This window comes from Streptomyces sp. NPDC047061, assembly GCF_040643955.1.
In the GTDB taxonomy this organism is placed as follows: Bacteria; Actinomycetota; Actinomycetes; order Streptomycetales; family Streptomycetaceae; genus Streptomyces.
This window is the reverse complement of record NZ_JBEYVI010000010.1, coordinates 34,017-49,569: the sequence shown is the minus strand read 5'-3', so window position 1 is coordinate 49,569 and position 15,553 is coordinate 34,017. Positions and strand designations below refer to the sequence as shown.

The window sequence follows — 15,553 nt, the reverse complement described above, 5'->3', positions numbered from 1 at the left end:
AGCGGCGAGGGACTGGCGTCGGCGTCCTGACGGCCGACCCCGGAATGTGGGGCATCTTTTTTGCCCGCGTCGAGATTCTGACCAACATTGCTCGACTCGTCTACCCTCCGGGCACGACGTTCCAAGACGACGAGACGTTCGCGGCCGTGTTCCGTCAGGACTGGGCCGCGGTGCTCAGGGCGTGGTCCAGGAAGCGGTGGGAGGCCGGGGGCAGGGTGCGGGAGGTGGGCCGGGCGATGCCGATGTCGCGGACGGCCTGCACGTCGGTGAGTGCGAGGTAGCGGACGGGGAGGTCCGGGTTGGCCTCCGGATCCGTGACGGTGTCCGGCGCGGCCGGGATCAGGGAGACACCGAGTCCGGACGCCACCAGGCCGCGCAGGGTCTCCACCTCCTCGCCCTCGAAACCGACGAGGGGGCCGAACCCGGCCTGGCGGCACAGGGTCTCGGTGACGCTGCGCAGGCCGTAGCCGGGCTTGAGCACGATGAACTGCTCGTCCGCGACCTCGGCCAGCCGGACGCGCCGGCGCTGTGCGAGGCGGTGGCGGGCCGGGACGGCGAGCCAGAGGGGCTCGACCAGGAGCCGGCGCCAGGTGATCAGCGGATGGCCGGGGTCCCGGCCGGTGATGATCAGGTCCGCGGTGGCGTCCAGGAGGTGCTGGGCGAGGCCGTTCTCGTCGGCTTGGTGCAGTTCGAACCGGACGGCGGCGAAGCGCTGCCGGAACCCGGTGACCAGCCTCGGTACCAGCCAGGTGCCCAGGGTGTGCAGGAAGGCCAGCGAGACCACGCCCGCGTCGGGGTCGACGACCTCGGCCACGGCCCGCCGCCCCCGGTCGTAACTGTCGAGCACGGTGTCGACGTACTCCTTGAACACCCGCCCGGCCGGGGTGAGTCGCAGCACCCGGCCGACCCGCTGGAGGAGTTCCGCGCCGACCTCGCTCTCCAGCCGGTTCAGGGCCCGGGACAGGGCGGGCTGGGTGATGTGGGCGGCGGCCGCGGCCTCCGTGACCGTCATGCCCTCGGCCACGGCCTGGAAGGAGCGGAGTACCTGGAGATCCATGCTCCCATTCTCGTGCCGCATCGGACGGGCCGTATCGAGGCGCAGGAGGCATGGGCGGCTCCCGGCCGGTCAGACGGCCCTGATCGGCGGGTACACCGGCTGCCACATGGCGGCCCTGACCCGCTTCTCCACGGAGTCGTCGACGGTCGTGCCGGCCACTCCGTCGGCGGCCGCGGCCCGGGCCACCGCCACCGCGACCGCCACCGAGGTCTCGCGCAGCTGGTCGGTGAGGGGCAGGATCGGCGCGCCCGGGCCGTCGGTGTCCGTCTGGCCGGCGACGGCGTGCGCGGCCGCGACCAGCATGCCGTCGGTGACCCGGGTGGCCCGGGCGACGATCGCGCCGAGGCCGAGGCCGGGGAAGACCAGCGCGTTGTTGGCCTGCCCGATCCGGTACACGACCCCGTCCTGCTCGACCGGGCGGAACGGGCTGCCGGTGGCGATCAGGGCGCGGCCGTCGGTCCAGGCCAGCAGGTCGGCTGGGACCGCCTCGGCCAGGTCCGTCGGGTTGGACATCGGCAGCACGATGGGGCGCTCGGTGTGGGCGGCCATCGTGCGGACGATCTCCTCGGTGAAGGAGCCGCCCTGGCCGGAGGTGCCGATCAGGACCGTCGGCCGGACCCGCCCGACCACCTCGGCCAGCGCGATGCCGCCGACCTTCTCGTCCCGCCGCCAGTCGGCGACCTCGACGGACGGGCGGGCGTAGCGAACCTGGAAGTCGCGCAGGTCCTCCTGGTCCGCGGTGAGCAGGCCGTGGCGGTCGACGCCGAAGATGCGGGCGGTGGCCTCCTCGGTGCTCAGCCCGTCGGCGACCATGGCGTCCCGCAGCTGGTCGGCGATGCCGATGCCGGCGGTGCCCGCGCCGAAGATCACCACCCGGTGGTCGCGCAGCGGAGTCCCGCTGGCCTTCACCCCGGAGAGCACGGCGGCGAGGTTGACGGCACCGGTGCCCTGGACGTCGTCGTTGAAGGTGAACTCGGTCGGGCGGTAACGCTCCAGGATACGGCGGGCGTTGGAGGCGCCGAAGTCCTCCCAGTGCAGCAGGGCGTTCGGGAAGAGCCGGCGGGCGGTGGTGACGTAGGCGTCGATGAAGGCGTCGTACGTCTCCCGGTCCACGCGCGGGTGCCGGTTGCCGAGGTAGAGCGGGTTGTCGAGGAGTTCCTGCCGGTTGGTGCCGACGTCCAGCATCACCGCCAGGGTGCGGTTCGGGTCGATGCCCGCCGCGGCGGTGTAGACGGCGAGCTTGCCCACCGAGATGTCGATGCCGCCGACTCCCCAGTCGCCGATGCCGAGGATCGCCTCGCCGTCCGTGGCGACGATCAGGTCGACGTCGTCGGGGCCCAGACCGGCGGCCGTCAGCGCGCCCTCGATCTCCTCCGGGGCGTGCACCGACAGGTACACGCCGGCCGGGCGCCGGTACTCGTTGCTGTAGTGCTGGATCGCCTTGCCGACGGTGGGGGTGTAGACGATGGGCAGCATCTCGTCGAGGTGGTCGCCGAGCAGGCGGTAGAAGAGCACCTGGTTGCGGTCGTGCAGCCCGGTGAGGTTGACGTTCTTGGCCAGGTCGGTCGGCTGCGCCGCGTACTGCCGGTAGGCCCGCTCGGCCTGCTGCTCCAGCGTCAGCACCGCCGGCGGCACCAGGCCCACCAGGCCCAGCGACCGGCGTTCCTCCGAGGTGAAGGCGGTGCCCCGGTTGAGGCGCGGCTGGGAGAGCACGGCACGACCGCGGTCGGTGGTCTCGATGCGCCCCTCTTCGGCATTCCACTGGGTCGTCATGATCGGCTCCTTGCCGTTTCCGTATCGCTTCCAGGATCGCGTCCGGGACGCTCCGGGTCGCTCCGGGTCGCTTCCGGGGAACTGGTGATGCCGGCAAGCCTCGGCCGTCGGGCATGCATGCGTCCAATGCCTGGGACGCGGATGATCCATGAACCTCGCGCATGGGTGGTGCGTCACCTGCGTGTTTCACGGACTCCGGGCGGCGGCCCACGACCCGTTTGTGGCGCGCATCGCAGTGGAGACCGGGTGACGGGGCTCCTCGGCGGTCAGCCGCGGCGGGCGGTGGCGTAGGCGCGTTCGAGTTCCGCGACCGTGCTGAGGAAGTCGGCGCCCCGCAGCCGGTGCAGGGTCTCGGTGGCGAGGCGGTCGAGCGTGGTCCAGAGGTCGGCGAGCGGCTCGCGGAGCGCCTCGCCGTCGGCGGTGAGCGAGACGATGAAGGCCCGGCGGTCGTGCTCGGCGCGGGCCCGGGCGACCAGACCGGCGTCCTCCATGCGGCGGATCGACCGCGAGACCGTGGAGTGGTCGAGCCCGACCGCCTGCTGCAGCTCGGCCTGGGTCTGGCCGTCCCGGTCGAAGAGCCGCATCAGGATCAGTTCCTGACCGGGGTGCAGGCCGAGCTTCAGGAGGAGTTCGGCGCCGTAGCCGTGCAGTTCGCGGGAGAGCGCGAAGAGCCCGAAGCTGACCGGGGCGCGCTCGACGAGGCTGGGCCGAGGCATCACCGGGTCGGGCTTCGCGGCTGGCATGGTGCTCCTCGTCTGACGGGCGGTGGCGGGCGGTGGCGGGCGGTGGCGGGCGGTGGTGGAAGACGGTGGGAGGCGGCGGGCGGAAACTCGCCGCCCGGCCGCTTCCGGGGCTGGGAATACCTTAGTCGGAGCGGGTGTTGAGAGCCGGTTCTCCGGCGGACTTCCGAGGGTCTGCGCATGTCCGGAACCGCACTGCACCCCCGAACAAGTTGCTTGCTTAGGCAAGCTATTCGGGGCTACGGTGAACGCGTTGCGCCGGGCGGGAGCCGATGGGGCGGATCGCCCTGGCCTGCCCGGAACCGTTCCGAAAGGAATCGACATGTCATCCAGCTCCGCATCCGGAACCGACCGCCGTTCGTTCCTCGCCAGAGTCGCCGCGGCCACCGCCGTACCGGCTGCCGCGGCCCTGGTCGCCGGCGGCACCGCGACGACGGCCTCGGCGGCCACCGCGCGCGCCTCGGCCGCCGGCTCCTCCGGTGCCGGCCTGCCGGACTACGCGCCGGTGCCCGCGGGCTCCCTCGGCCCGGCGGTGAACAGCCAGGGCTACTACGTGGGCCGCGTCCAGCGCAATCTCTACTGGGTGACCGACGGCGACTACCAGGCCGCCTTCCTCACCATCCGGGACGGGGTCGTGCTGTTCGACGCCCCGCCGACCATCGGCCACAACCTGCAGCGCGCGATAGACGAGATCGCCGCCGCCAACGGCACCAGCAACAAGGTCACCCACATCGTCCACTCGCACCACCACTCCGACCACGTCGGCGCGTCCGGGCTCTTCGGCAAGCACGTGGTCCGGATCGGGCACGAGGAGAACCGCCGGCTGCTGCTGCGCGACAACAACCCGAACAAGCCCGCGCCCGACGTCACCTTCGCCGACCGCTACACCCTGCACGTCGGCGGCGAGCGGGTCGAACTCGCCCACCACGGCAGCAACCACGCGCCGGACAACATCTACATCCGGTTCCCGCACCACGACACGCTGATGCTGGTTGACATCACCATCCCGGGCTGGGCCCCGTTCGGCGCGCTCAACTACAGCGAGGACATCCAGGGTTACCTCGCCGCTCCGGCCAAGGCGCTGTCGTACCCCTGGAAGCACCACATCGCCGGTCACATGGGGCGGCTCGGCACCCGGGCCGACGTCACCGTGCACCAGCAGTACATCGACGACCTGACCGCGTCGATCGAGCAGGTCCTCGGGACCGTCGACTACGGCGTCTATGCGGCGAAGTACGGCAACAACATCTGGGCCGTCGTCAAGACGTGGCTCGACGAGGTCTGCCGGCAGGCGGCGGCCCCGGTCGCGGCCAAGTACACCGGCACGCTCGCCGCGGCCGACGTCTTCACCGAGAGCAGCGCCTTCTCGCTGGTGGAGTCCCTCCGGCTGGACCTGGGCCTGGGCAGCGCCATCCACGACTGACCGGGTTTCGGTTCCCCATCCCCAGATAATTGCTTACGCGAGCAACAGAGACGGCCGGTGCGGTACGTCGACGGCCGGGGCAGCCGCCGGCGTACCGCACCGGCGCACGCGTCGCCGCCCGCACCCACCACCGCCCCACCCTCACCATCGTCTGGAGCACTTGATGTCCGAAACCCCCACCACCCCCAGGGTCGCCGTCGTCGTGGGCGGGGCCGGGGCCATCGGCGGCGCCATCGTGCGCGAGCTGACCGCGCGCGGCCATGTCGTACGGGTCCTGGACCGCGCCGGCGACATCGTCTGCGACCTGGCCGACGCCGAGGACGTACGGGCGGGCGCGCGCCGCGTGCTGGCCGAGCACGGGCGGTGCGACGTGCTGGTGCACGCGGCCGCCGCCACCGACCTGATGGAGGTGGAGACCGTCGACCTGGACGCCTGGCGCCGGGTCCAAGCGGTCAACGTCGAGTCCGCGGTGCTGCTCGCCCAGGCGTTCGTGCCCGGGATGCGGGAGCGCGGCTTCGGCCGGATCGTGCACATCGTCTCCGACACCTTCTGGAAGCCGCCGAGCCCGGATCTGCTGGCGTACGTGACCAGCAAGGGCGCACTGACCGGCCTCACCCGGTCGCTCGCCGCCTCGCTCGGGCGGTACGGGATCGCGGTGACCGGCGTGGCGCCCGGGCTGACCCGGACCGCGTCCACGGCGTACCAGGCGGACGCCGCCTTCGAGGCCTCGCGGGCCGGGCAGGCGCTGCCCCGCGCGCTGACGCCCGAGGATGTGTCGGCGACGGTCGGCTTCCTGGCGGGCGACGCGGCCGAGGCGCTGACCGGTCAGATCCTGACCGTGGACGGCGGGGGCCTGTTCACGTGAACCGTGGACCGGATCGCTCGACTTATGTGGCTAGCCAAGTAATTATGTGGCTAGCCACATTAATGCGTGGCCCACTTCGCATCACGATGGGAAACGAACCATGAGCGAGCCCCTTTCCGCTGCCGACCTGGTGCAGCGCAGCCTCGACATCTTCCTCTCCAAGGACATGAAGGCCTGGGCGGACCAGTGCGACGAGAACGTCGTCGTCGAGTTCCCCTTCGCCCCCGAGGGCAGCCCCGCCCGGCTGGAGGGCCGGGCGGCCGTCTACGAGTACCTGAAGGGCTACCCCGACCTCATCGACGTGCACCGGATCACGTCGGCGACCGTCCACGCCACCGACGACCCGGACACGGCCGTCGCCGACTGGAGCGTCACCGGCCGGGTGCTGGCCAACGGGAACCCGTACGACATGAGCTACGCGACGTTCGTGACGTTCAAGGACGGCAGGATCGTCAGGTACCGCGAGTACTGGAACCCGCTGGCGTTCCTCAAGGCGCTGGGCGGCGAGAGCTTCTAGGCGTTCCGCCGGAGGTGCCGCGATGGGGCGTCTGCCGGCTGCGGCGCCGTGGTGGCTGGTCGCGCCCGCGCGGCGGAGCCGCATATGGATACGACTCGCGCCCCTTCGGGGGCGCTGTCGCTCACGCCGCCGGTCGGATCAGCCCCGACTCGTAGGCGAAGGTCACCGCCTGCACCCGGGCGCGGGCGCCGATCTTCGCGAGGACGTTGCTGACGTGGGTCTTCACGGTGGTCGGGGCGATGGACAGCCACTGCGCGATCTCGGCATTGGTCCAGCCGGCGGCCACGGCGATCAGGACGTCGCGCTCGCGCTGGGTGAGGGCGCCGAGTCCCGAGGTGCGGGGGAGGGGGCGCACGGTGTGCTGCTGGCGGACGGCGTCGATGAGCGCACGGGTCAGACCGGGCGTGATGACGGCGTCGCCGGCGGCCACCACCCGGATGGCCGCGGTCAGTTCGGCCGGGTCGGCGTCGTCGAGCAGGAAGCCGCCGGCGCCCGCCCGCAGGGCCGCCCAGGCATCCGCCTCCTGCTCGGCCGCGGTCAGCACCAGGACCCGGGAGAGGGCCGCCGCCTCGCCGGTGAAGCCGGGGGCGCGGGTCCGGGCGGCCGGGCGGGCGATGCGCCGGATGGTGTCGATCGCGTCCGCGCGGGCGAGGTGGCTGTCCATCAGGACGACGTCAGGGTGGAGGGCGGCGCTCGCACGGATCGCCTCGTCCCCGTCCGCCGCCTCCCCGACCACCGTCAGACCGGGCTCGGCGGCGAGGAGCATGCGCAGGGCGAGGCGCTGGAGGGATTGGTCGTTGACGACGAGTACGGAGACCATGCCTGTCTTCTCCATGCGAGGTCCGTTCCGTGAACGAAACAGTTTCGTTCACATGCTACGCCTGGAACCGGCGCATCGGGAGAGGGGGGTCCCACCACCCGGCGGCCGGTGCCAGGAGCGGCGGTCCGGCCTACTTGGCGCGGACCAGTCCGGCGTCGTACGCCGTGATCACGGCCTGGATCCGGTCCCGTGCCCCGATCTTGGCGAGGACCCGGCCGACGTGCTTCTTGACGGTCGACTCGGTGAGCACGAGGCGCTCGGCGATCTCGGTGTTGTTCCAGCCCATGCCGATGGCGACCAGGACCTCGCGCTCGCGGTCGGACAGCGAGCGCAGCCGGGGGTCCTCGACGGCGGCGGTGGGCGCCAGTACCCGGTGGGCGTAGGCGTCCAGGAGGCGCCGGGTCAGCGAGGGCGCCACCACGGCCTCGCCGCTGGCCACCGCGTGGATGCCCGCGACCAGCTCCTCCGGGCGGGCGTCCTTGAGCAGGAAGCCGCTGGCCCCCGCGCGCAGCCCGTCGTACGCGTACTCGTCGAGGTCGAAGGTGGTCACGATGAGGACGCGGGTGCGGCCGCCGGTGGCGACGATCCGCCGGGTCGCCTCCAGGCCGTCCATGCCGGGCATCCGGATGTCCATGAGGACGACGTCCGGCCGCAGTTCGGCGGCGAGCCGCACGGCCTCCGCGCCGTGCTCCGCCTCACCGACCGGCTCGAGACCGGGCGTGCCCTCCAGCAGCATCCGCACGCCCATCCGCTGCAGCGGCTGGTCGTCGGCGATCAGTACGGTCGTCACAGCTGCTCTCCCGGAGCCGGCGGGGCGGGTGGTGCGGGCGATGCGGGCGATCCGGGTGGCGCGGAGGGCACGTCGAGGACGACGTCGACCAGCCAGCCGGAGCCGCCCTCGCGCGGCCCGGCGACGACCGTGCCGCCGTACATCGCGGCCCGCTGCCGGATGCCGACCAGGCCGTGACCGGCGGTGTCGTCGGACGGCTCCGGCTCCGGCGCCGTGCCGGTGTCCGCGACCCGGACCCGCACCTCGCCGGGCGCGACGGCCACCCTCACCTCGGCGGACGCGCCCGGCCCCGCGTGCCTGAGGGTGTTGGTCAGCGACTCCTGGACGATCCGGTAGACGGTGAGCTGGACGCCGTCGCCCAGCGCGTCCGGGTCGCCCACCGTCCGGTACGTCACCGGCAGTCCCGCCGCCCGGACCCGGGCCAGCAGCGGGTCCAGGTCCGCGATGCCCGGCTGCGGCGCGAGCGGCCGTTCGTCGTCGGCGCCCTCGCGCAGCACGCCGAGGACCCGGCGCAGTTCGCTCATCGCCTGCCGACCGGTGTCGCCCAGGATCCGCAGGGACTCCGCGGACCGCTCGCCCCGGTTGCCGGCGAGGACCGCCGCGCCGTCGGCGACGCTGACCATCACGGAGAGGTTGTGGCCGACGATGTCGTGCATCTCCCGCGCTACCCGGGACCGCTCGGCGGCCGCGGTCAGCCGCACCCGCTGCTCCTGCTCGACCTCCAGCTGCCGGGCGCGGTCCTCCAGGGCCGCCAGGTACAGCCCCCGGATCCGGACCGTCAGGCCGACGGCGACCGCCGCGGTCATGGTGCCCAGCAGGAAGAAGGAGCCGAGCAGCGGATGCTCGATCGGCGCCAGGGCGTAGACGGCCAGGGCCAGCGAGCCGACGCTCAGGCCGACCGCCCAGCCCAGTACGCGCAGGGAGCCGTTGCGGGCCAGGGTGTACAGGGCGATGAGCGTGGCGGTGCCCGCCCGCAGCCAGACCCCCGCCGACCACTCGACCAGGTTCACCGCGAGGATCGTGAAGTACACGGTGGCCGGGGCCCGGCGGCGCCACCACAGCGGAACGACCAGCGCGGCGACGAAGACGTACAGGACAGCGGGCCGCAGCGCGTCCCGGGCGGCCTCGTCCCCGAAGGGGGATCCGTGGTCGACCATCAGCAGGTCCGGCAGGCTGACCAGCAGCATGAACAGCACCGTCGCGGTGTCGAGCAGCCACGGATGCCGCCGGTCCAGCTGCCGGCGGCGGCTGCGGTCACGCAGCATCCGGCCCAGCAGCGGATGCGCCCAGGCCGCGTCGAACCCGGGGGACGGCGTGCTCGCCGTCCCCCGGGCGGTGTCCCCGGCGGCTGCCGCGCGGTGCGGCGGACTCATGTCGACCATTGTCCTCGGGTCCAGGGGTGTCGGGTGTGCCGGGCCCGGCTCAGACGTCGGTCCTGACCAGCCGGTACGCCGCCCCGGCCAGGGTCAGGGCGACCCAGCCGGCGAAGACCGCGATGCCCGCCCCGGGCGACAGGGCGTCGGAGGACTGGTGCAGCGCGTACACCGCCTCGCCGGCGTTGCTCGGGAAGTAGGGGCTGAGGGTGTCGTACCAGGAGTCCGGCAGCAGCGAGGCCAGGCCGGGCAGGATCAGCAGGATGCCGACCAGGGAGGCGATGGCCCCGGCGGAGTTGCGCAGCAGCACGCCCAGCGCCACGCCGAAGACGGCGACCAGACCGAGGTAGAGGCCGGCTCCGGCGAGGCTGCGCAGCACCCCGTCGTCGCCCAGCGACAGGGAGATCTTCTCGCCGTCCAGACCGGGCGAGCCCAGACCGAACGCGGCCAGCGCGCCGAGCGTGCTGAGGACCAGGGCGATCGGGCCGAGCACGGCGGCCTTCGCCCACAGCACCGGGAGCCGGCGCGGGACGGCGGTGAGCGTGGACCGGATCATGCCGGTGCTGTACTCGCCCGCCGACAGCAGCACCCCGAGCACGCCCACGGCCAGCGACGCGAAGGTCACGCCGGTCAGGGCCAGGCTGACCGCGTCGCTCGCGCCGGTGTCCCGGCCGGGCGGGCCGCCCGCCGTGGTGCCGGCGCTGTAGGTGTAGCTGGCGATCGTCCCGAACAGGACCAGCAGGAACACGGCGACCGCGAGGGTGATCCAACTGGAGCGCAGCGACCAGAACTTGGCCCACTCCGAGCGCAGCACCCGGCCGCCGGTCACCTTGTAGGTCGTCGGGCGGGCGGGGGCGATGCTGGTGACGGTCATCAGGCGGCCTTTCGTGCGGTGCCGGCCGGAGCGCTCTGGTACTCGACCACGTCCCGGGTGAGGTCCATGAACGCCGTCTCCAGCGAGACGGCCTGCGGGGTCAGCTCGTACAGCGTCACGCCGTGCAGGGCGGCGATCGTCCCGATCTCCCGGGCGTCCCGGCCCGCGACCAGCAGCTCCTCGGCGGACGAGGAGGTGATCGTGACGTCGGGTCCGGCCAGCAGCGAGCGCAGCCGCACGGGCTCGCCGGTGACGACCTTCACGCCACCGCCGCCCGCCTCCCGGGTGAAGTCCTCGACCGTGGTGTCCGCGAGCAGCCTGCCCCGGCCGATGATCACCAGGTGGTCGGCGATCAGCGCGGTCTCGCTCATCAGGTGCGAGGAGAGCATCACGGCCCGCCCCTCGTCGGCCAGTTGACGCAGCAGGTTGCGGACCCAGAGCACGCCCTCGGGGTCGAGGCCGTTGACCGGTTCGTCGAGCATCACGATCGCCGGGTCGCCGAGCAGCGCCGAGGCGATGCCGAGCCGCTGGCCCATGCCGAGCGAGAAGGCACCGACCCGCTTGCCGGCCACGCTGGTGAGCCCGGCCAGCTCGATGACCTCGTCGACGCGGCGGCGCGGAATGCCGTGCGTGTACGCGAGCGCCAGAAGGTGGTTGAGCGCGCTGCGCCCCGGGTGCACGGACTTGGCCTCCAGGAGGCTGCCGATCTCGTGCAGGGGCGCGGAGTGCCCGGCGTAGGAACGGCCGTTGACGGTGACCGAGCCGCGGGTGGGCGCGTCCAGGCCGACGATCATCCGCATCGTCGTGGACTTGCCCGCGCCGTTGGGGCCGAGGAAGCCGGTCACCTCGCCGGGCTTCACGGTGAAGCTGAGACGGTCGACGACGGTCTTGTCGCCATAGCGCTTTGTCAGTTCGCGCGCTTCGATCATGGAGCTGGGCCTTCCTGCCTCGCACTCGGCCGCGGTCGGTCTCGTCGCGGTGTCTGCTGTCGAAGGTAGGAGCGGGCGGCCTTTGGACCCTGGGACCCGGGGGGAATCTTCGGCGGGGGACTGGTACCGGGGTACCAATGGCCGGTCATCCCCAGGGGCGACCTCGCGGGCGGGTGGCCGTGCGACCGCGCGTCCGGGCGACCGGCCGTCGGGCCATGGTTCATATCTCGCATGGCCATGGCCAGACGGCCGATTCACAGGGGCGGACCGCTTCTGCCGGTCCGCGGGCGCTCGCGTCCTTCGAGCGCACCCGCGTCGAGGGCGTGATCGTGACGCTGGGCGCGGGATCGGAGTGGACGGTGACCGGCACGTCGTACCTGACGAAGCTGGTCGTCGACGCCGACGCGACGGTGCGGGCGCGGGCGGGCCGGACCCTCACCCTCACGGTCGACGGCACACCGACCGCCCTCACCCCCCGGCACCACCTGCACGGGCGCGCTCACTCTCACTCCCGCGTGAGCGCGGCGACCCCGGCAGACGGGCCGCGGGGAACCCGGGGCGAGAAAAGTGTTATCCCGGAACCCCGTACTCCGTCTCCACACTGTGATCCCCGACATTGCCAAGGCCACCGCCCCTGCTGAGAAGGTGCGGTTATGAGGACGGACGTGCAGCTGTCGCGGCAGTGGCGGGCGACGGTCGCGGCCGCGCAGGCGGGCGACCGGCGTGCGCTGGACGAACTGGTCGAGGGCTGGCTGCCGTTGGTCTACAACGTGGTCGGCCGCGCCCTCAACGGCCACGCCGACGTGGACGACGTCGTCCAGGAGACGATGCTGCGCGCCGTCGACAACCTCGGCACCCTGCGCGACCCGGACAGCTTCCGGTCCTGGCTGGTGGCCATCGCCATGCGGCAGATCCGGGACCGGGCGCGCCGCAGGCAGGACCGGAAACTGGACGAGGCGGTCCCGGACGGCACCGCCGACTTCGCCGAACTCACCGTGCTGCGGCTCCAGTTGGAGGGGCAGCGGCGAGAGGTCGCGGAGGCCGTGCGCTGGCTGGACGCCGAGGACCGGCAGCTGGTGTCCTTGTGGTGGCTGGAGGTGTCGGGCGAACTCACCCGGCGCGAACTGGCGTCGGCCGTCGGCATCAACCGGCAGCACGCCGCTGTCCGCGTGCAGCGGATGAAGGAGCGGCTGGAGACCTCGCGCGGCATCGTGCGCGCGCTGGACGGGGCCTGCCCCGAACTGCGCGAGCTGACCGCCCGCTGGGACGGGCGGCCCGACTCCGTCTGGCGCAAGCGGCTGGCCCGGCACATCCGGGGCTGCGGCTACTGCGGCGACACCCGTGACTCCGTCGTACCGGCGGAACGGCTGCTGGTCGGGATCGCCCTGGTGCCGGTCCCGGTCGGATTCGCGTTGTCGCTGGCGCTCGGCTCCAAGACGGCGGCCGCGGCCGCGGGCGGTTCCGCGTCCGCCGGCTGGTCGGCGAAGGTGCTGGGCGCGCTGGCCAAGCCGGCGGTGGCGGTGACCGCCGGGGCGACGATCGTGGCGGGCGGCGCGTATGTCGTCGTACGGACGCCGCACGACCCGGCGCCGCGGACCGCGGTGTCGCCGACGGCGGCGGTCACGCGTGCGGTGCCGCAGGCGCCGGCCACCACTCCCTCGCCGCCCTCTTCCGCCCCGCCGTCCTCCTCCCCGTCCCCGTCCTCCTCGGCTTCGGCGAGCGCGGCGGTCTACGGCTCGGTCGTCGACGCGGCCGACACGGCGCCGGACCCGGACACGAAGCCGGGTGCGCTGCCGCACCGGCCGGAGGGCGGGATCACCAGCAGCGGCGGGGCACACGCGGTGCTGAACCACCGCGGCGACAGCGTGACCCTCAGTGGACAGGGCTATGTGCTGGTCCGCTGGCAGATCTCACCGCAGTACCGGGCCGGGAGCCTGGTGATGCCGAGCTGGACCGGGCTGAAGGGGAAGATCTTCCACGTGGCGTCCGGGGGCGGGCGGCGGATGGACGACCGGGTGAGCACGACGGACACGTCCGCGACGGGGATGGGGAACTCGGCGGTCGGGTATGCGGTGCTGCCGTCGGGGGCGCAGCAGATGTGGCAGAACGAGTACTACTACGTCGACGGCAGCGTGACGTTCACGGTGAACGAGCGGGGGGCCGACTACGGGGTGAGCGTGTTTCCGTCGTCGTGGGACACGGTGGAGAAGGATGTTCTTTCCGGGCCGCCGGAGGGGGCGACTCGGTACGGGCTGGTGCGGGACGACGGGACCGATGCGGCGCCGGTTCCGCAGTATGCGACGCGGTCGGTGCCGGGTGATCCGGCGACGGTGGCTCAACGGTCGCGGGTTTAGCGCGGGCCGGTGGGGGCTTGTCCCGCCCGCGCGGCGGAGCCGCATGTCAGGTACAGCCCCGCGCCCCTGACGGGGCGCCTCAGCGCATGGAGTCGAGAAGATCCACCCTGTTGGTCGTGATGGAGTCGACGCTCATGTCCAGCAGGCGGCGCATCGAGCGGCGGGTGTCCGGGGTCCAGCAGGAGACCAGGTGGCCGGTGCGGTGGACGTGTTCGACCAGTCCGGGGTCGAGCAGACTGAAGCGGTAGTTCAGGTGGCGGGGGCGGATCGCGGCCAGGAGCGCGGGGCGGGTCGGGGCCAGGGTCTTGCGGGTCAGGGCGATCTCGGCGGACGGGTCGGCCGCCCGGACCGCCAGCATCGCGACGGCGTCCCCCGTGTAGTAGACGCGGTCCGTCGCGTCGCACTCCCGGGCCACGGCCACGATCCTCGCCACCGCCCGCTCGCTCGGGTCCCCGGGCAGGTCGAGCATCACCCGGCTGCCCTCCGTCGCCGTCAGCGCCTCGGCGAGGGTCGGGACACCGCCCGCGGTGAGGCCGCGCACCTCGTCCGCCGACAGGGTGCGCAGCGGGCGGTCGTGCTCCCACAGCCGCTTGAGCGTGTCGTCGTGCAGGAGGACGGGAACGCCGTCCCGGGTGAGCCGTACGTCCGTCTCCACCGCGTCCGCGCCCCGGCGGAGCGCGGAACGCAGGGAGTCGAGCGTGTTCTCGCGGAAGCGGTAGGGGTCGCCGCGGTGGGCCACGGCGGTCACGGTCTGCATGAGCCCATGGTCTCAGGGTTCGGCAGGGGTTCCGCAGCGGTTCCGCCGGGGATCGTCAGGAGGCGAGCCACGCCTTCGTGTAGGCGTCGATCTCGGCCGAGATCCTCGCCTTGCCCGCCAGGTCCAGGAAGGACGCCTCCACCGCGTTCTTGGCGAGGTCCGCGACGCCGCGCTCGTCGAGGCCGAGGAGGCGGGCGGCGACGGCGTACTCGTTGTTCAGGTCGGTGCCGAACATCGGCGGGTCGTCGGAGTTGACCGTGACCAGGACCCCGGCGGCCACGAAGTCCTTGATCGGGTGCTCTTCGAGGGTGCGGACCGCGCGGGTGGCGATGTTGGAGGTCGGGCACACCTCGAGCGCGATGCGGTGCTCGGCGAGGTGGGCGAGGAGCTTGGGGTCCTGCGCGGAGCTGGTGCCGTGGCCGATGCGCTCGGCGCCCAGGTAGGTCAGCGCGTCCCAGACCGTGCCGGGGCCGGTGGTCTCACCGGCGTGCGGGACGGAGCGCAGGCCGGCCGCGATCGCCCGGTCGAAGTACGGCTTGAACTGCGGCCGGGGCACGCCGACCTCGGGGCCGCCGAGACCGAACGAGACCAGGCCCTCCGGGCGGAGCCGGTCGTCCGTCGCCAGCCGTGCCGTCTCCTCGGCGGCCTCCAGACCCGCCTCGCCGGGGATGTCGAAGCACCAGCGCAGCACCGTGCCGAACTCGGCCTCCGCCGCCTTCCGCGCGTCCTCGATCGCGTCCATGAAGGCCCGCGCGTCGATCCCGCGCCGGGTGGACGAGAACGGGGTGATCGTCAGCTCGGCGTAGCGCACCTGCTGGCGGGCCAGGTCACGGGCCACCTCGTAGGTGAGCAGCCGGACGTCCTCGGGCGTGCGGATCAGGTCGACCACCGACAGGTAGACGTCGATGAAGTGGGCGAAGTCCGTGAACGTGAAGTAGTCGGCCAGCGCCTCGGGGTCGGTCGGGACCTTGGAGTCGGCGTGCCGGGCGGCCAGTTCCGACACGATGCGGGGGGAGGCGGAGCCGACGTGGTGGACGTGCAGTTCGGCCTTGGGCAGTCCCGCGATGAAGGCGTGCACATCGCGCGGGGCGGCGGATTCGGCGAGACGGTCGGACAAGGGTTCCTCCCCGGAACGGCGCGGGCCGCCCATGGCGGGGTACGGCCGTGGGGCCCGACGCGGTGATCGGCTGATCGGTGACTCGGGGTCATCGTAGGCCGGGCCGGAGGTCGGCCGGGGGCCGGGCCGTAGCATGGCGGCGGCATGCGCGCAGGAGAGGGGAC

Annotated in this window: 14 protein-coding genes; 4 read left to right on the top strand and 10 right to left on the bottom strand. The window is 72.8% G+C overall.

What is annotated here, in order from left to right:
• Positions 1-154 precede the first annotated feature (154 nt).
• From ABZ887_RS17025 to ABZ887_RS17015, 3 genes are all read right to left on the bottom strand, one after another.
• Positions 155-1,057, bottom strand: a complete 903-nt coding sequence (locus tag ABZ887_RS17025) for a LysR family transcriptional regulator (protein ID WP_361289445.1) — start codon at positions 1,055-1,057, stop codon at positions 155-157.
• Between the two features lie 69 nt (positions 1,058-1,126).
• Positions 1,127-2,830, bottom strand: coding sequence for an NAD-dependent malic enzyme (locus ABZ887_RS17020; protein ID WP_361289442.1), 1,704 nt, complete (start codon positions 2,828-2,830; stop codon positions 1,127-1,129).
• A 266-nt stretch (positions 2,831-3,096) separates the two neighbouring features.
• Entirely contained in the window at positions 3,097-3,573 is a 477-nt protein-coding gene (locus ABZ887_RS17015) for a MarR family transcriptional regulator (protein WP_361289439.1), read from the bottom strand.
• A gap of 319 nt (positions 3,574-3,892) precedes the next feature.
• Here ABZ887_RS17015 and ABZ887_RS17010 point away from each other — a divergent pair, with 319 nt between their 5' ends.
• The 3 genes from ABZ887_RS17010 (at position 3,893) to ABZ887_RS17000 (ending at position 6,375) form a co-directional block, all read left to right on the top strand.
• Positions 3,893-4,993, top strand: a complete 1,101-nt coding sequence (locus ABZ887_RS17010; RefSeq protein WP_361289436.1) for an MBL fold metallo-hydrolase — start codon at positions 3,893-3,895, stop codon at positions 4,991-4,993.
• Between the two features lie 163 nt (positions 4,994-5,156).
• On the top strand, positions 5,157-5,858 hold the full coding sequence (locus tag ABZ887_RS17005; RefSeq protein WP_361289432.1) for an SDR family oxidoreductase: 702 nt from the start codon (positions 5,157-5,159) through the stop codon (positions 5,856-5,858).
• A 100-nt stretch (positions 5,859-5,958) separates the two neighbouring features.
• Positions 5,959-6,375 (top strand): nuclear transport factor 2 family protein, encoded by a 417-nt coding sequence (locus ABZ887_RS17000; protein ID WP_361289429.1) that lies wholly within the window; start codon positions 5,959-5,961, stop codon positions 6,373-6,375.
• A gap of 121 nt (positions 6,376-6,496) precedes the next feature.
• Here ABZ887_RS17000 and ABZ887_RS16995 read toward each other — a convergent pair whose 3' ends face one another.
• From ABZ887_RS16995 to ABZ887_RS16975, 5 genes are all read right to left on the bottom strand, one after another.
• Positions 6,497-7,195, bottom strand: a complete 699-nt coding sequence (locus ABZ887_RS16995; protein WP_361289844.1) for a response regulator transcription factor — start codon at positions 7,193-7,195, stop codon at positions 6,497-6,499.
• Between the two features lie 130 nt (positions 7,196-7,325).
• The gene (locus ABZ887_RS16990; protein WP_361289426.1) at positions 7,326-7,985 is read right to left on the bottom strand and encodes a response regulator transcription factor; all 660 of its coding nucleotides are present in this window, start codon (positions 7,983-7,985) and stop codon (positions 7,326-7,328) included.
• On the bottom strand, positions 7,982-9,358 hold the full coding sequence (locus tag ABZ887_RS16985; RefSeq protein ID WP_361289423.1) for a histidine kinase: 1,377 nt from the start codon (positions 9,356-9,358) through the stop codon (positions 7,982-7,984). Before ABZ887_RS16985 ends, ABZ887_RS16990 begins: the two co-directional genes overlap by 4 nt.
• A gap of 49 nt (positions 9,359-9,407) precedes the next feature.
• Complete coding sequence (locus ABZ887_RS16980; protein WP_361289420.1) at positions 9,408-10,232, bottom strand: ABC transporter permease; 825 nt, start codon at positions 10,230-10,232, stop codon at positions 9,408-9,410.
• Positions 10,232-11,161 carry an ATP-binding cassette domain-containing protein gene (locus ABZ887_RS16975; protein ID WP_361289418.1) on the bottom strand — a complete coding sequence of 310 codons (930 nt, stop codon included), beginning with the start codon at positions 11,159-11,161 and terminating at the stop codon, positions 10,232-10,234. Before ABZ887_RS16975 ends, ABZ887_RS16980 begins: the two co-directional genes overlap by 1 nt.
• A 653-nt stretch (positions 11,162-11,814) precedes the next feature.
• On the opposite strand from ABZ887_RS16975, the gene ABZ887_RS16970 reads away from it, so the two are divergent.
• Entirely contained in the window at positions 11,815-13,515 is a 1,701-nt protein-coding gene (locus ABZ887_RS16970) for a sigma-70 family RNA polymerase sigma factor (protein ID WP_361289415.1), read from the top strand.
• Positions 13,516-13,594: 79 nt separating this feature from the next.
• Here ABZ887_RS16970 and ABZ887_RS16965 read toward each other — a convergent pair whose 3' ends face one another.
• On the bottom strand, positions 13,595-14,272 hold the full coding sequence (locus ABZ887_RS16965) for a glycerophosphodiester phosphodiesterase (RefSeq protein ID WP_361289412.1): 678 nt from the start codon (positions 14,270-14,272) through the stop codon (positions 13,595-13,597).
• 55 nt (positions 14,273-14,327) lie between these two features.
• On the bottom strand, positions 14,328-15,524 hold the full coding sequence (locus tag ABZ887_RS16960) for an adenosine deaminase (protein WP_361289409.1): 1,197 nt from the start codon (positions 15,522-15,524) through the stop codon (positions 14,328-14,330).
• Between the last annotated feature and the right edge of the window lie 29 nt (positions 15,525-15,553).

What these genes read in the sequence shown, in the direction of transcription:
- ABZ887_RS16980 (WP_361289420.1), bottom strand. Translation starts at nt 10,232, where the DNA reads ATGACCGTCACCAGCATCGCCCCCGCCCGCCCGACGACCTACAAGGTG.
- ABZ887_RS16985 (WP_361289423.1), bottom strand. Translation starts at nt 9,358, where the DNA reads ATGAGTCCGCCGCACCGCGCGGCAGCCGCCGGGGACACCGCCCGGGGG.
- ABZ887_RS17010 (WP_361289436.1), top strand. Translation starts at nt 3,893, where the DNA reads ATGTCATCCAGCTCCGCATCCGGAACCGACCGCCGTTCGTTCCTCGCC.
- ABZ887_RS16965 (WP_361289412.1), bottom strand. Translation starts at nt 14,272, where the DNA reads ATGCAGACCGTGACCGCCGTGGCCCACCGCGGCGACCCCTACCGCTTC.
- ABZ887_RS16995 (WP_361289844.1), bottom strand. Translation starts at nt 7,195, where the DNA reads ATGGTCTCCGTACTCGTCGTCAACGACCAATCCCTCCAGCGCCTCGCC.
- ABZ887_RS16975 (WP_361289418.1), bottom strand. Translation starts at nt 11,161, where the DNA reads ATGATCGAAGCGCGCGAACTGACAAAGCGCTATGGCGACAAGACCGTC.
- ABZ887_RS16970 (WP_361289415.1), top strand. Translation starts at nt 11,815, where the DNA reads ATGAGGACGGACGTGCAGCTGTCGCGGCAGTGGCGGGCGACGGTCGCG.
- ABZ887_RS17005 (WP_361289432.1), top strand. Translation starts at nt 5,157, where the DNA reads ATGTCCGAAACCCCCACCACCCCCAGGGTCGCCGTCGTCGTGGGCGGG.
- ABZ887_RS17015 (WP_361289439.1), bottom strand. Translation starts at nt 3,573, where the DNA reads ATGCCAGCCGCGAAGCCCGACCCGGTGATGCCTCGGCCCAGCCTCGTC.
- ABZ887_RS17000 (WP_361289429.1), top strand. Translation starts at nt 5,959, where the DNA reads ATGAGCGAGCCCCTTTCCGCTGCCGACCTGGTGCAGCGCAGCCTCGAC.
- ABZ887_RS16960 (WP_361289409.1), bottom strand. Translation starts at nt 15,524, where the DNA reads ATGCTACGGCCCGGCCCCCGGCCGACCTCCGGCCCGGCCTACGATGAC.
- ABZ887_RS17020 (WP_361289442.1), bottom strand. Translation starts at nt 2,830, where the DNA reads ATGACGACCCAGTGGAATGCCGAAGAGGGGCGCATCGAGACCACCGAC.
- ABZ887_RS17025 (WP_361289445.1), bottom strand. Translation starts at nt 1,057, where the DNA reads ATGGATCTCCAGGTACTCCGCTCCTTCCAGGCCGTGGCCGAGGGCATG.